Source organism: Pseudomonas sp. p106 (assembly GCF_003936645.1).
Classification (GTDB): domain Bacteria; phylum Pseudomonadota; class Gammaproteobacteria; order Pseudomonadales; family Pseudomonadaceae; genus Aquipseudomonas; species Aquipseudomonas putida_E.
The window spans coordinates 30408-45685 of the sequence record NZ_RHQR01000023.1; the positions used below are offsets into that span (position 1 = coordinate 30408).

Sequence of the window (15278 nt, forward strand, 5' to 3'; positions counted from 1 at the left end):
AAACCCTGATGAATGCGAAAGTCTGGCTGGTCGGTGCCGGCCCTGGTGACCCCGAACTGCTCACCCTGAAAGCCGTGCGTGCGCTGCAACAGGCCCATGTAGTGATGATCGACGACCTGGTCAACCCGGCCGTGCTGGAACACTGCCCGCAGGCACGGGTGATCGCCGTGGGCAAACGGGGTGGCTGCCGCTCCACGCCCCAGGCGTTCATTCAGCGCCTGATGCTGCGCCACGCACGGCAGGGCCGCTGCGTTGTGCGGCTCAAAGGCGGCGACCCGTGCATTTTTGGCCGTGGCGGCGAGGAGGCCTTGTGGCTGCAAGGGCATGGCATCGAGGTGGAGGTGGTAAACGGTATTACTGCAGGCCTGGCAGGCGCGACCCAGTGTGGCATTTCGCTTACCTCACGCGGGATCAGCCGTGGCGTGACACTGGTGACCGCGCACACCCAGGATGACAGCGAGCTGAACTGGACGGCGCTGGCACAGGGTGGCACAACCCTGGTGGTGTACATGGGGGTAGCGAGGCTGGAGCAGATTCGCCAGGGCTTGCTGGACGGCGGCATGGCGCCGGGGATGCCGGTGGCGATGATCGAGAATGCGTCACTGCCCAGGCAACGCGAGTGCCGCAGCGACTTGCGGGGGATGCTGGAGGATGCGCGGGCGTTCGGCTTGCGCAGCCCGGCAATCCTGGTGATTGGCGAGGTGGCAGGGAACTTGGAGGCCCATCAGCGGATGGCGGCAACCGGTTGATGCGGTGTTCATCGGCTTAATGCCTTGCCTGGAAACCACCTGCTCCAGACACGAAAAACCCGGCCGAGGCCGGGTTTTTCAGTGAAGCTTCAACCAATTACTTGGCTTGGGCTTCTACCTGAGCTTCAACGCGACGGTTGACAGCACGGCCTTCTTCGGTGGCGTTGTCGGCAACCGGACGGGTTTCGCCGTAGCCAACCGAGTCAACACGAGTCGACTCAACACCGTACTGCTGGGTCAGCACGTCTTTGACGGCGTTGGCACGACGCTCGGACAGCTTCTGGTTGTAAGCATCTGGGCCCACGGAGTCAGTGTGACCTTCAACCACGGTGGTGGTCTGTGGGTACTGCTTCATGAAGTCAGCCAGGTTCTTGATGTCGCCGTAGCTGTTAGGCTTGACGACCGACTTGTCGAAGTCGAACTTGACGTCCAGCTCAACGCGAACGACTTCGGCAACAGCCGGGCAGCCATCAGCGTCAACGGTAACGTTGGCTGGGGTGTCTGGGCACTTGTCGACGTTGTCGCAAACGCCATCGTTGTCGCTGTCGGAGCAGACTTCAGCAACTGGAGCAGGAGCCGGAGCAACTTTGCCACCGCTGCCACCGAAGTTCAGACCCACACCAACGGTCGGGCCCCACTCGGTGTTGCCGTTGTCGATGTTGTACATGGCTTCAACGCCGGCACGGGCGAAGAACATGTCGGTGATGTACCACTTGGCGCCAGCGCCAACGTTGGCGAAGGTGGAGTGGTCACGGCCGCTACGAGTGGCCTGGCCCAGGCTCTCGTGAGCGAAACCAGCGGAAACGTACGGACGCAGCGCGTCGCCTACGGTACCGAAGTGGTAGGTAGCGTCGAGCTTGGCTTTGGAACCTTTGATGTCTTTGTTGAAGACTTCGCCACGAGCGTTGTGGGTCTCGTTGTAGCCCAGGTCCAGGGAGACGTCATCGGTCAGGAAGTAACCGAGGCGAACACCAGGGTTGGTGCCGTCGTTCTGGAAGTTGCGCTCGCTGTCGTAGTACTGCTTGGTCACGTTGCCTTCGATTTCGACAGCGCCTTGGCCTTGTGCCAGAACGCCGAACGAAGTAGCAGCAACGAGCGAGCCAATGGCCAAGCCCAAGGTGTTTTTCAATTTCATCCGTTAAATCCCCATCTGGTGATAGTTAAGCAGTCCCACCAAAATCCGGCGGACAACTCGACGGCAAGTCTAGCAGAACTTGCCGATTCGTTAGAGATATTCGCAAGGGGCTAAGTTTCATCCATACCTGCAAATTTCTCTCTAAGCTTGTCCAGCGCGCGCTTGTAGCGCATTTTCGTTGCGCTCAGACCCATGTGCATGATATCCGCGATCTCCTGAAATTCCAGTTCCGCAACAAATCGCAGCACCAGAATTTCCCGGTCGATCGGGTTCACATACACAAGCCACTTGTCCAGGCCACCCTTTTCTTCGGGTTTGGGTGCCTTGTCTTCAGACGCCTCTTCAACAGGGTCAAGACTCAAGGCATCCATCAACCGACGTTTGCGGCGCTCCTTGCGGTACTGGGTAATGCACTCGTTATAGGTAATGCTGTAGAGCCAGGTCTTGAACTTGGATTTACCCTCGAAGTTCTTCAGACCGTAAAGCACCTTGAGCATCACCTCCTGACAGACATCGTCAGCATCCCGGTCGTTCCCCAGATAACGCGCGCACACGTTGAACAGGGTCCGCTGGTAGCGCCGCATGAGCTCTTCATAGGCGCGGGTAACGTGATACAGCTCCTCATGCGAACGCGCCACCAACTCCTCGTCGGTGAGCTCGCGCGGGTCGTAACGCATGGGCGGCGAATGAACTTTATTCAAAACGGATCTGGCCGACAGTCAGGTCAATGTCGCCGCTCGGCCACGTGGGCGGATTTCTGCGGCGGCATACATTAACAGCTTTTGGACAATTAGCGGCTATTGACGCGTTGCTCGAGCAGCACACGATTAGACAACGACACCAGTTCGCCATCATCGGTCAGCAACGTCGTCTTTACCGTGCCGATCTCCTCGATCTGCCCCTCGACCTCTCCAATCCGCACCTGCTGGCCGACCTGGTAAAGCTCACGCACATAGATACCGGCCAGAATCTGCCCAGCGATTTCGCGACTGCCGAGCCCCATCGCAAGCGCAACGGCCAGACCAACGGTAATCAGCCCGATCACGATCACGTGGTTGAGCAGGTCGGTCTTGACCTCGAGCTGGCTGATCGCCACCGAAATACTGATGATGATCACCAGGCCTTGGGTAATGCGCCCAAGGCCTGCGGAATACTCAAGGCCGATACCTTCGGCAGCGCCACGCACCAGGCCGTTGGCCACTTGCGCCAGCAGCACGCCAACCAGCAACACCAAGGCCGCACCAAATACCTTTGGCAGGTAGAGGGCAAGCATGTCGAGGGTTGCGGAGACGCGCTCGAGGCCTAGCGATTCGGCAGCAGAGACCAGGAAAATCAGCAGTACGAACCAGTAGACGATCTTGCCGATCAAGGTCGAGATCGGCACCTGAATGCCGCCACGGCTGAGCATTTTGGTCAAGCCGGTACCGGCCATCAGGCGATCCAGACCAAACTTGGCCAGCAGCTTGGACAACAGCGTATCGAGCAGCTTGGCCACCACGAAACCGAGCAGCACCACGACCAGCGCGCCGAACAGGTTGGGGATGAAGTTCGCCACCTTGGTCCATAGGGCGGTCATGGCAGTGACCAGGCTCTGGGTCCAGAGATCGAGTTCCATATTCAATCGGCCTTATCAGCTTTGCTGCCGTCGGCAGCGTTACGGGCAGAAGTGCGGCGCACCGGCGCGACATGCGCCGAGCCATTGTTCACGGCGATCAGCAGCGCCTGGCTCCAGCGGCCAAGCAGGCTGAACAGGTCACCGGCGCCAACCTGGCGGTTGGCGGTTTTCAGCACGCGACCCAGGCACGCAGCGTCGTCACGGTCCTCACCGGACGGCGACGCGTTGAGCAGGTCACGCAGGGATTGTTCAAACGGATCGTGCATGTGCACCTCGCGCAATGTCAGTCAGAGACGAGAGCGACAGACGCCGGGTCACACTTCGGCTCATGTGGCGGCCGGCTTGCCAGCGACAAGGCCGGTACATTCCAATAAGCATTCAAACCCACCGCAGCCGTCGGAACAGCCACCACTGCCCCACCGCAAGCCCGAGCACGACAATACAGGCAAACAGGAAACCATAGGGGTTTTCCGCCCCCGGAATGCCGCCGACATTGATCCCCAGCAACCCGGTGACGAAGCTCATGGGCAGGAAAATGCAGGTAATGATGCCGAAGCGGTACATGGTCCGGTTCATCCGCTCGCTGCGCCGCCGGTCCTCGCTTTCCAGCACCAGCGCGGCCCGCTCACGGGCCAGCTCCAGCTCTTCCAGGTAGCGGATCAGGCTGTTGTTCAGCTCGTTCCAGTAGTCTGCGTCCGCATCGGCGAACCAGCTCCAGCGGCTGCGCGACAGCTGGGCATAGATCTCCCGCTGCGGGGCGAGAAAACGCCGCAGGCCGGCGGCTCGGCGACGAATCTGCTGCAAGCTGCCGTGCTCAGGGCTGTACCGTTCGTCGGATTCAACCTTTTCTTCCTCCAGATCGACCAGCTCCGACAGATCGTTGACCAAACCCTGCACTTTCTCGGTGAGCAATTCGCCCATCAGCAGCAGCAGCTCGGACGCCGATCTGGGCCCCCTGCCCTCGTCCAGCAGACGGAGAATTTCGTCACTGGCGCGCAAAGGCCGCAAGCGCAGCGAAATGACCCGCCGCGCCTGGGCGAAAATACGTACCGATACCATGTCTTCGGGCTCGGCGCCCGGGTTGAGGTTCACCCCACGCAAGAACAACAGCAGCTGTTCATCGGCCAGCGGCAACAGGCGCGGACGGGTGTTTTCCTCCAGCAGCAGGTCGCAGGCGAACTCACTCAGGCCGCTCTCTTGCTGCAGCCAGGTACGGGTCTGGGGATGACTGCGATCCCAGTGCAGCCACAGGCTTTGCTGTGGCTGCAACTGCAGATCGTCCAGCTCGGTCCGGGGGATCGAGCGCGCGCCGCCTTTACCATCGAGCACCAGGGCGTGCACCAGCCCCCACTGCGCGTTGTCTTCCTCGAACATCAAAGCTCCATCAGCGCGTGCGGCGCATCACTGCGGCATTTCCAGCGGGCTTGGCGAGACGATCACACCATTGTTGTCGGCATACACATACTCGCCAGGGCGGAACGTCACGCCGGCGAAGGTCACAGCCACATTGAGGTCGCCGATACCGCGCTTGTCGGTCTTCATCGGATGGCTGGCCAGCGCCTGCACACCGACGCTGGTCTGGATCAGCACATCGACGTCACGCACGCAGCCATAGATCACCAGGCCTTCCCAGCCGTTCTTGGCAGCCTTTTCGGCAAGCATGTCACCGAGCAATGCACAGCGCAGCGAACCACCGCCATCGACCACCAGAACCTTGCCCTTGCCGTCGAGCTCAACCTGCTCTTTGACCCGCGAGTTGTCCTCGAAGCACTTGATGGTAACGATCTGGCCACCAAATGAATCGCGGCCACCGAAGTTGCTGAACATCGGTTCCAGCACCTGGACCAGGTCCGGGTAGGCGTCGCACAGGTCGGGCGTTACGTAATGCTGCATGGGAAGCTCCTGTCAGTCACAACGAAAGCGGGTGTCTGCCAAGGCTACACCGGGGAGGCAGTCGCAGTCATCCGGGACTGCTCGGTCATCTGTATTTCGCCTGTCGTAGCCCAAGCGGGCCACGACACCCAGCAGAAAATCAGCTGACCGTGACTGGCTCCGTAACCACGGTCGCCCCATGCACTGGCAGCAACGGCTGGCGCAACCAGCGTTGCACCAATGGCCACACCTGCGCCTGCGCCGCCTTGCTCACCAGCATGTCGACATGCCCGAACGCCTCGAAGCCTTCCTCGCGCCCCAGCCTGAGGAACTGCTTGCGCTCGCCACCCAACTGATCGAACAGCTTGCGACAAGCCCACACCGGGTCCTGGAAGTCTCCCGCGCCAGCCACTGCCAGCACCGGCACATCCACCTCGGCAAGCCCCGCCCACCAGTCACTGTCCTCGTCACCAAAACGGCCAAACAGGCCGTGCCAACGCATGCTTTCCAGCGCCAGGCCTATCGGCTCATCCTCAGGCCCGCGCTTGAAGCGCGGGCCGGAAATCTGCCCCCAACGCCTGAGCAGCAGCTTTGCGCCCCAGGTCAGGGGTGGCACCTTCAACGGCCAGTACACCCGGCTGATCTGGGTACCGAAAAACGCGGCACTGGCGACCTGCCCGGACTGCAGAAAACCACCGCCAAGCGCTGCCGCCAAGGTGGTACCGCCAAGCGAATGGCCTATCCAGTGGGGGGCTGAACCGGACTGTTCTTCAACGAAGGCCGCGATCAGCGGCAAGTCATAGCGGGCATAGTCAGCGACCCGGTTGTGCCGCCACTTGTGGTTGCGCGGCGACAACCCGTGGCCACGCATTTCCGGGATCCAGACATCGAAGCCCGCACGTGCCAGGTAAGCCCCCAGGCCAATGCCCTTGGGCGAATACCAGAAACGCCGATTGGAGAAACTGCCATGCAGGAGAATAACCGGCACGCCTTGGGCGCCACCCTGGTCGGCCAGCCCCAGGCGGGTCACGGCCAGTTCGACGCTGGGGTCAGGGCTGTTGCCGGCTTTGATCCGGTAGACGTCTTCACTGAGATCACCGCGGCGCTCGGCACTGAGCAAGGCCACTGGGAATAGAACACTGCTGCTTTGCATAAGGTTGCTTGATGCACAAAAAAGGGCGGGATCCATCACTGGAACTCGCCCTGGAAAAAACCAGGCGGGGGCACGCCAGACGCGCCCCCGCATTTCATCTATCAGACCGCGCCCTGGCCCTCGGCCAGGAAGAACCAGGTCTCGAGTACCGAGTCCGGGTTCAGCGACACGCTTTCGATGCCTTGCTCCATCAGCCACTTGGCGAGGTCCGGGTGGTCCGACGGGCCCTGGCCGCAGATGCCGATGTACTTGCCAGCCTTGTTGCATGCCTGAATGGCATTGGCCAACAGCTTCTTCACCGCCGGGTTACGCTCGTCGAACAGGTGGGCGATGATACCCGAGTCGCGGTCCAGGCCCAGGGTCAGCTGGGTGAGGTCGTTGGAACCGATGGAGAAGCCGTCGAAGTACTCGAGGAATTCTTCAGCCAGGATGGCGTTGGACGGCAGCTCGCACATCATGATCACGCGCAGGCCATTGTCGCCACGGGCCAGGCCGTTTTCGGCCAGCAGGTCGACCACCTGGCTGGCTTCGCCCAAGGTGCGCACGAACGGCACCATGATCTCGACGTTGGTCAGGCCCATCTCGTTACGCACGCGCTTCAGTGCACGGCATTCGAGCTCGAAGCAGTCACGGAACGACTCGCTGATATAGCGCGAAGCACCGCGGAAGCCCAGCATCGGGTTTTCTTCTTCCGGCTCGTACAGTTTGCCGCCGATCAGGTTGGCGTACTCGTTGGACTTGAAGTCCGACAGGCGCACGATGACCTTTTTCGGGTAGAAGGCCGCCGCCAGGGTGCTGATGCCCTCGACCAGCTTCTCGACATAGAAGCCGACCGGGTCGTTGTAGCCGGCGATGCGCTTGTCGACGCTTTCTTTGAGCTCCGGCGGCAGGCCGGCGTAGTTCAGCAGCGCCTTGGGGTGCACGCCGATCATGCGGTTGATGATGAACTCAAGGCGCGCCAGGCCGACACCGGCGTTGGGCAGCTGGGCGAAATCGAAGGCGCGGTCCGGGTTGCCGACGTTCATCATGATCTTGAACGGCAGGTCGGGCATGGCATCGACCGAGTTCTGCTTGACGTCAAAGCCCAGTTCACCTTCAAAAATGAAGCCGGTATCGCCTTCGGCGCAGGACACGGTCACGCCCTGGCCATCCTTGAGCAGCTGGGTGGCGTTGCCACAACCTACCACTGCCGGAATACCCAGCTCGCGGGCGATGATCGCCGCGTGGCAGGTACGCCCGCCGCGGTTGGTGACGATGGCGCTGGCGCGCTTCATCACCGGCTCCCAGTCCGGGTCGGTCATGTCGGAGACCAGCACGTCGCCCGGCTGCACCTTGTCCATCTCGGACACGTCCTTGATCACGCGGACCTTGCCCGCGCCGATGCGCTGGCCGATCGCACGGCCTTCAACCAGTACGGTGCCCTTCTCCTTGAGCAGGTAACGCTCCATGACATTGGCGCTGGCGCGGCTTTTCACGGTTTCAGGGCGGGCCTGCACGATGTAGAGCTTGCCGTCGTCACCGTCCTTGGCCCATTCGATGTCCATCGGGCGCTGGTAGTGCTGCTCGATGATCATGGCCTGCTTGGCCAGCTCGCTGACCTCGGCGTCGGTCAGGCAGAAGCGCGCACGTTCGGCACGGTCGACTTCGACGGTCTTGACCGAGCGACCGGCCTTGGCCTCGTCGCCGTAGATCATCTTGATCGCCTTGCTGCCCAGGTTGCGGCGCAGGATGGCCGGGCGGCCGGCCTGCAGGGTGTTCTTGTGTACGTAGAACTCGTCAGGGTTGACCGCACCCTGCACCACGGTTTCGCCCAGGCCGTAGGCACCGGTAATGAACACCACATCGCGGAAACCCGACTCGGTGTCGAGGGTGAACATGACACCGGCGGTGCCGGTTTCAGAGCGGACCATGCGCTGCACGCCGGCCGACAGGGCCACCAGCTTGTGGTCGAAGCCCTGGTGCACGCGGTAGGCGATGGCGCGGTCGTTGAACAGCGAGGCGAACACTTCCTTGGCCGCGCGGATCACGTTATCGACGCCACGGATGTTGAGGAAGGTTTCCTGCTGGCCGGCAAAAGAGGCGTCCGGCAAGTCTTCAGCGGTGGCCGAGGAACGCACGGCAACGGCCATGTTGTCGTTGCCAGCGGCCATCTCGGCGAAGGCCGTACGGATTTCCGAATCCAGTCGAGCCGGGAACTCGGCCTCCATGACCCACTGGCGAATCTGCGCGCCGGTCTTGGTCAGGGCATTGATGTCATCGACATCCAGCGCGTCGAGCGCGGCGTGAATGCGGTCGTTCAGCCCGCTTTGCTCGAGAAAATCACGGTACGCCTGAGCCGTAGTGGCAAAGCCGCCCGGCACCGACACGCCGGCACCGGCGAGGTTACTGATCATCTCGCCCAGGGATGCGTTCTTGCCCCCCACATGCTCCACATCATGGACGCCGAGCTTATCGAGGGAAACTACGTACTCTACCAAGGTGATCTCTCCACTAACTGTATTGGAAAAGCTCAAGGGCGCCCGCCTGCCTTTTGACTGGGCCGGACGCTTGTGGCCTGTACCTGGAAAATAAGTGAGAATGCCGACAGCCGCATTCGGCAAACCGAACTTATCATATCCAAGAAACGTCATCAGCTTAAGGCCCAGATCGCAAATGAAACGAACCGCGTTCTTCATCTCCGATGGCACCGGCATCACTGCCGAAACCCTGGGCCAAAGCCTGCTCGCGCAATTCGATAGCATTCCATTCAACAAATTCACCCGTCCGTACATCGACACGCCGGACAAGGCGCGCACGATGGTGCAGCAAATCAATGCCGCCGCCGAGCGCGACGGCATGCGCCCGATCATCTTCGACACCATCGTCAATCAGGACATCCGTGAGATCCTGGCGACGTCGAACGGCTTCATGATCGACATCTTTTCGACGTTTTTATCCCCGCTCGAGCAGGAATTGACTGCCCATTCGTCGTATTCCGTCGGCAAGTCCCACTCCATTGGCGGTAATTCCAACTACATGGAGCGCATCGAGGCGGTGAATTTCGCGCTCGACAACGACGACGGCGCGCGCACCCATTATTACGACAAGGCCGACCTGATCCTGGTCGGCGTATCGCGTTGCGGCAAGACCCCGACCTGCCTGTACATGGCGATGCAGTTCGGTATTCGCGCGGCCAACTACCCGCTCACCGAAGACGACATGGAGCGCCTGCAACTGCCGGCGGTGCTCAAGAAGCATCACAACAAGCTGTTCGGCCTGACCATCGACCCCGACCGCCTGACCGCCATCCGCCACGAGCGCAAGCCCAACAGCCGGTATTCGAGTTTTGCTCAGTGCGAGTTCGAGGTACGCGAGGTCGAGAGCCTGTTCCGGCGGGAGAACATCCCCAACATCAACTCCACGCATTTTTCGGTGGAGGAGATTTCGGCAAAAATCCTGGTGGAAAAAGGCGTGGAGCGGCGGTTCAAATAACACACGGCCCCGTAGGAGCGGCCTCGTGTCGCGAAAGGGGTGCGCAGCGCCCCCGCAATTCATGCATCAGGCTGATATTGCCGGGGCCGCTACGCGACCCTTTCGCGACACAAGGCCGCTCCTACCTGGGGGCCGATCATCCGTAAGGCGGGCGCCAGCATGAAAAAGCCCCGGCATCACTGCCGGGGCTTCTTCATTTCAACTGTCCGATCAGGACGGCACTGCCACCGCCTGCCCGCTCATCGCCAGGTCGACCAGCTCGCGGTTGGCCACCGCGTACATCGCATAGTCGGTACCCGTCGCATTGCGCAGGTCGTCGAGCATGGCACGCCAGCGCTCGACCATGACCCGATGTTGCTCGGCCCACAGCGCCACGCGGGCATCCATGTCTTGCGGGGCATCGACCATCTGCAGCACCGAGATGGTGATGGCCCGTTGCTGCAGGTCGATATCGTCGCGGAACGCCTCGCGGGCCAGGGCCTGCCAGTTGTTCTCCACCGGCAGGTTGCTGATTTCCTGCAAGTACCAGGTCAAGTCCAGCGCACTGCCCACGGCGAAGAACGCCTTGGCCACCTGGGCCGGCTCATGCCCGGTCACGTCTGCCGCCTCGATGATCGGCAGCAACGTGTACAGGTGGCTGGTGCCTGCCACCATGCGTGCGAGCAACTCCGGCACGCCGGCATCGACGAAGCTCTGATAGCGGACCATCCAGCGTTCGCGGGTCGGGCCCTCCAGCAGTTCGTCGAGCTTGAGCCCCAACTGGGCGATTTTCGGGCCGAAGTGCGCGGTGTCGCGCCCGGCATCCTGCTCGTTGCGCCGGCTGCGCAGGAACCAGCGGGTCGCGCGGCGCCCCAGACGCATCAGCTCGTCCATCAGGGTCAGCTGGATTTCCGCCGGCACCTGGTAGTCCAACGCCTCTATCTGGCGGAACCAGTGCGGCAGATGGAAGATGTCACGCACGATCACATAGGCCCCGGCAACATTGGCCGGGCTCATGCCGGTCGACTCTTTCAGCCGCTGGACGAAGGTGATGCCCATGTTGTTGACCAGGTCGTTGGCGATCTGGGTACTGACGATCTCGCGCTTGAGGCGGTGGCGGCGCATGGCTTCGCCGAACTTGCTGACCAGCGACGGCGGGAAGGCGGTTTCCATGTCGCGGGTCAGGTAGTCATCGTCCGGCACCAGCGACTTGAGCAACTGCTCCTTGAGGTCGATCTTGCTGTAGGAAATCAGCACTGACAGCTCGGCACGGGTCAGGCCCTGGCCGGCCGCCAGGCGATCGGCCAACTGCTCCTCGGTCGGCAGGAACTCAATGGCACGGTCCAGCTTGCCACGGCTCTCGAGGTCGGCCATCAGGCGCTTGTACTCGGCGATCCGCTCGCGGGCGCGACGCGCCGCCAACGAAAGCGCCTGGGTCTGCTTGTAGTTGTTGCCAAGCACCAGCCCGCCCACTTCATCGGTCATGCTGCCAAGCAGCTGGTTGCGCTGCTTCTCGGTCATGTCGCCACCCTGCACCACTTCGTTGAGCAGGATCTTGATGTTGACCTCGTGGTCGGAGCAGTCCACCCCACCGGCGTTGTCGATGAAGTCGGTATTGGTGGCACCGCCGTTGAGGCCGAACTCGACACGGCCGAGCTGGGTCATGCCGAGGTTGCCGCCCTCGCCCACCACCTTGCAGCGCAGTTCGTTGCCGTTGACCCGCAACGCGTCATTGGCCTTGTCGCCGACATCGGCGTGGCTTTCGCTGCTGGCCTTGACGTAGGTACCGATGCCCCCGTTCCACAGCAGGTCTACCGGTGCCTTGAGCAATGCATGCAGCAGCTCGGTCGGTGTCAGCCGGTCGGCCTCGATGGCGAAGCGTTCCTTCATTTGCGGCGTGATGGCGATGCTCTTGGCACTGCGCGGGAAGATCCCGCCGCCTTCGGACATGATGCTGGTGTCGTAATCGCTCCAGGCCGAACGCGGCAAGTCGAACAGCCGCTGGCGCTCGGCGAAGCTGCTGGCCGGGTCCGGGTTCGGGTCGATGAAGATGTGCAGGTGGTTGAACGCCGCTACCAGTTGCAGCTTGTCGGACATCAGCAGGCCGTTGCCGAACACGTCACCGGCCATGTCACCGACGCCGATGACGGTGATCGGGTCCTGCTGCACATTGATGCCGCGCTCGCGGAAGTGGCGCTGCACGCCCACCCAGGCACCACGGGCGGTAATGCCCATCTTCTTGTGGTCGTAGCCGGCAGAGCCACCCGAGGCGAAGGCATCGCCCAGCCAGAAGCCGTAATCGATGGCGATGCCGTTGGCGATGTCGGAGAAGGTCGCGGTGCCCTTGTCGGCCGCCACCACCAGGTACGGGTCATCGTCATCGTGACGCACCACGTTGGCCGGTGGCACCACGCCGCCGTCCTTGAGGTTGTCGGTAATGTCGAGCAGGCCCGAGATGAATATGCGGTAGCAGGCCACGCCTTCGGCGGCGATTTCGTCACGCGTGCCGCCCAGCGGCAAACGCCGTGGCAGGAAGCCGCCCTTGGCACCGACGGGCACGATCACCGAGTTCTTCACCTGCTGGGCTTTGACCAGCCCAAGCACCTCGGTACGGAAGTCCTCTTCACGGTCCGACCAGCGCAGGCCACCGCGTGCCACATTGCCGAAGCGCAGGTGCACACCCTCGACCCGTGGCGAATAGACGAAGATCTCGAACTTGGGTACCGGTTTGGGCAGCTCGGGGATCAGCTTGGGGTTGAACTTGAAGCTGAAGTACGACTTGCTCTGGCCGTTGGCATCAGGCTGGTAGAAGTTGGTGCGCAGGGTGGCCTTGATCAGGTCCAGGTAGCGGCGCAGGATGCGGTCCTCGTTGAGCACCTGGACATCGTCCAGGGCGCTGAGGATGGCTTGTTCCAGGCGTTGCTGCTTGTCGTCCAGGTCATCGGCAGTGAGCTTGCGCGCCAGGTAGAAGCGGGTCTTGAACAACCGGGTCAGCTCACGGGCGATGTCGGTGTGGTTGTTCAGCGTGCTGGCGATGTAGCCAAGGTCGAAGCCCAGGCGGATCTGCTTGAGGTAGCGGGCATAGGCGCGCAGCAGCGCCACGTCGCGCCATGGCAGGCCGGCGGTGAGCACCAGGCGGTTGAACGCGTCATTCTCGGCATCGCCCTGGACGATATGGATGAACGCGTCCTGGAGCACGTCGTTGAGTTGCTGGATGTCCAGGCTCAAGCCTTCGCTGTAAGTGAAGGCGAAATCGTGGATCCAGTATTCACGACCACTGGCGTGGCGCAAGCGATAGGGGAACTCGCCCAGCACACGCAGGCCAAGGTTTTCCAGGATCGGCAGCACGTCCGACAACGCCAATGGCGTGTCCGCGTGGTACAGCTTGCAGTGCAGCAAGCGTTCGCCCAGACGCGTCAGCGGCTGGTAGAAGCTCATCGCCAGCGGCTTGCTTTCGGACAGGGCCAGCACATGTTGCAGGTCGACCACCGCAGAATGGGCGGCAAAGCGCTCACGGTAGCCGGCCGGGAAACCTTTGGGGAAATCGGCGAGAATGTTGGTGCCCTGGGCTTCACCGAAGTTCTCCACCACCAGCGCGGCGTAGTCGTCATGCCACGAGCGGCAGGCCTGGATCACTTCGTTTTCCAGTTGCTGCGGGTCGATGGCGATACGGTTCTTCGGATCGACGCGCAGAATCAGCTGCACGCGTGCCAGCACCGATTCGGAGAAGAACGTCCAGAACTCGCAGTCGCTGGCCTTCAGGCGCTCCATCAGCACCTGCTGGATCTTCTGCCGCACTTCGGTGGAGTAGATTTCCCGTGGCACGTAGGCCAGGCAATAGCAGAAGCGCCCGTACGGGTCCTTGCGCAGGAACACACGGATCTTGTTGCGCTCCTGGATCTGCACGATCGACATCACCGTGCTGAACAGCTCGTCGACCGGGGTCTGGAACAGATCGTCGCGTGGCAGCACTTCGAGTACCTGGGCCAGTTCCTTGCCCAGGTGTGCCTTGGCGTCGAAGCCGGAGCGGCGCTCGACCTCGGCGACCTTGACCCGGATGTATGGAATGGCGTGCACGCTCTCGCCGTACACCGACGAGGTGTAAAGGCCCATGAAGCGGTGTTCCTTGAGCACCTTGCCATCGGCGTCCAGCTGGCGGATCGAGACGTAATCCGGGTAGGCCGGGCGGTGCACCCGGCTGGGCAGTGCAGCCTTGGCGAACGACAACAGCAGCGGCTCTGCAAGGTAAGCCACCGCGTAGTCTTCGATACGCAGCTCTTCAGGCGTCAGGCCCACACGCAGGCGGCGCGGCAAGCCCAGGAACGACTGCTCGTCGTAGACCATCTGGCCGCCGGCGCTGTCGGCCTGCACGGTGAATTCTTCATAACCGAGGAAGGTGAAGTGGTTGTCCAGCAGCCACTCGAGGAACGCCTTGACCTCACCCTTTTCGTGGTGCGCTGGCGCAAACGCGGTTTGCTCCACCTGCGCCATGACTTCCTGCAGCTTGGCTTTCATCGGCTCGAAATCGGCCACCGCCACCCGCACCTCGGCCAGCACCTGCTCGATTTCGCGGGTGAGCACCGTCAATTCGGCAGCGTTGGCGCAGCGGTCGATCTCCAGGTACATCAGCGATTCATGGCACACACCCTCGCCCTGGGTACCCTTGGGCAACAGTTCGAGCAGATTGCCCTTGGCGTCACGACGCACGCTCAGCACGGTGGTCTGCAGCGTGTGAATGCTATAGCCGCGGCGGTTGAGCTCGGTACGTACCGAATCCACCAAGAACGGCAGGTCATCGTGCAGCACCTCGACCACGGTGTGGGTCGACTGCCAGCCATTGCGCTCGTAATCGGGGTTGTACACCCGCACCTGCGGATGCGCGGGGTCGAAGCGCTCGATGATGCGCCAGGCGGAAAGGGTACAGCCGGCCAGGTCCGACAGCCTGCGCTGGGTGAGCTCGTCCATGGAAATGATGCCGAAGAACTGTTCGGCGAACAGCGCCACTTGTGGCAGTGACTGCTCGCTGATGTGCTGCGCCAGGGCCGCTTGCAGTTGATGCTGGAAGTCGGCTTTGCTGGCTGCGGTGAAGAACGCCATCTGTGGTACTCCGCTTGGGCTTTGTAATAATTGAAGCGTCGCGTACATCCGACGATCACGGATCAACGATAGCCAACCCGTGGCAAGCCGGACGGTAATGTTCAGGGCTCGCGGAAGCTTAACGACTGATCGGTCATTACCGCTTGCAGCGCTGCGACAATTTCGGTCAAGGGGGGGAAACTTTACGTTTATCGATGCCCCCAAGGC

Annotated in this window: 11 protein-coding genes; 2 read left to right on the top strand and 9 right to left on the bottom strand. The window is 61.9% G+C overall.

Annotated features, from left to right (window positions below; all coding sequences use genetic code 11):
- Positions 1-8 precede the first annotated feature (8 nt).
- A complete protein-coding gene (cobA, locus tag EGJ09_RS22725; protein WP_125924843.1) occupies positions 9-749 on the top strand; it encodes a uroporphyrinogen-III C-methyltransferase in 741 nt (246 codons plus the stop codon).
- 97 nt (positions 750-846) lie between these two features.
- On the opposite strand, the gene EGJ09_RS22730 is transcribed toward cobA, so the two are convergent.
- From EGJ09_RS22730 to ppsA, 8 genes are all read right to left on the bottom strand, one after another.
- The gene (locus EGJ09_RS22730) at positions 847-1884 is read right to left on the bottom strand and encodes an OmpA family protein (protein WP_039603738.1); all 1038 of its coding nucleotides are present in this window, start codon (positions 1882-1884) and stop codon (positions 847-849) included.
- A 110-nt stretch (positions 1885-1994) separates the two neighbouring features.
- Complete coding sequence (gene sigX / locus EGJ09_RS22735) at positions 1995-2561, bottom strand: RNA polymerase sigma factor SigX (RefSeq protein ID WP_039603739.1); 567 nt, start codon at positions 2559-2561, stop codon at positions 1995-1997.
- Positions 2562-2674: 113 nt separating this feature from the next.
- Complete coding sequence (locus tag EGJ09_RS22740; RefSeq protein WP_012313513.1) at positions 2675-3499, bottom strand: mechanosensitive ion channel domain-containing protein; 825 nt, start codon at positions 3497-3499, stop codon at positions 2675-2677.
- A 2-nt stretch (positions 3500-3501) separates the two neighbouring features.
- Positions 3502-3765 (bottom strand): CrfX protein, encoded by a 264-nt coding sequence (locus tag EGJ09_RS22745; protein WP_115275429.1) that lies wholly within the window; start codon positions 3763-3765, stop codon positions 3502-3504.
- A 112-nt stretch (positions 3766-3877) separates the two neighbouring features.
- Positions 3878-4873, bottom strand: a complete 996-nt coding sequence (locus EGJ09_RS22750) for a zinc transporter ZntB (protein ID WP_046786497.1) — start codon at positions 4871-4873, stop codon at positions 3878-3880.
- A gap of 27 nt (positions 4874-4900) precedes the next feature.
- Positions 4901-5392 (bottom strand): ribonuclease E activity regulator RraA, encoded by a 492-nt coding sequence (gene rraA, locus EGJ09_RS22755; RefSeq protein WP_012313510.1) that lies wholly within the window; start codon positions 5390-5392, stop codon positions 4901-4903.
- 139 nt (positions 5393-5531) lie between these two features.
- A complete protein-coding gene (locus tag EGJ09_RS22760) occupies positions 5532-6524 on the bottom strand; it encodes an alpha/beta fold hydrolase (RefSeq protein WP_223255122.1) in 993 nt (330 codons plus the stop codon).
- A gap of 101 nt (positions 6525-6625) precedes the next feature.
- Positions 6626-9001, bottom strand: coding sequence for a phosphoenolpyruvate synthase (gene ppsA / locus EGJ09_RS22765; protein ID WP_012313508.1), 2376 nt, complete (start codon positions 8999-9001; stop codon positions 6626-6628).
- A gap of 175 nt (positions 9002-9176) precedes the next feature.
- On the opposite strand from ppsA, the gene EGJ09_RS22770 reads away from it, so the two are divergent.
- Positions 9177-9995: a pyruvate, water dikinase regulatory protein gene (locus EGJ09_RS22770; RefSeq protein WP_012313507.1), complete on the top strand. Its 819-nt coding sequence runs from the start codon at positions 9177-9179 to the stop codon at positions 9993-9995.
- Positions 9996-10205: 210 nt separating this feature from the next.
- On the opposite strand, the gene EGJ09_RS22775 is transcribed toward EGJ09_RS22770, so the two are convergent.
- Positions 10206-15071, bottom strand: coding sequence for an NAD-glutamate dehydrogenase (locus EGJ09_RS22775; protein ID WP_046786499.1), 4866 nt, complete (start codon positions 15069-15071; stop codon positions 10206-10208).
- Positions 15072-15278 lie beyond the last annotated feature (207 nt).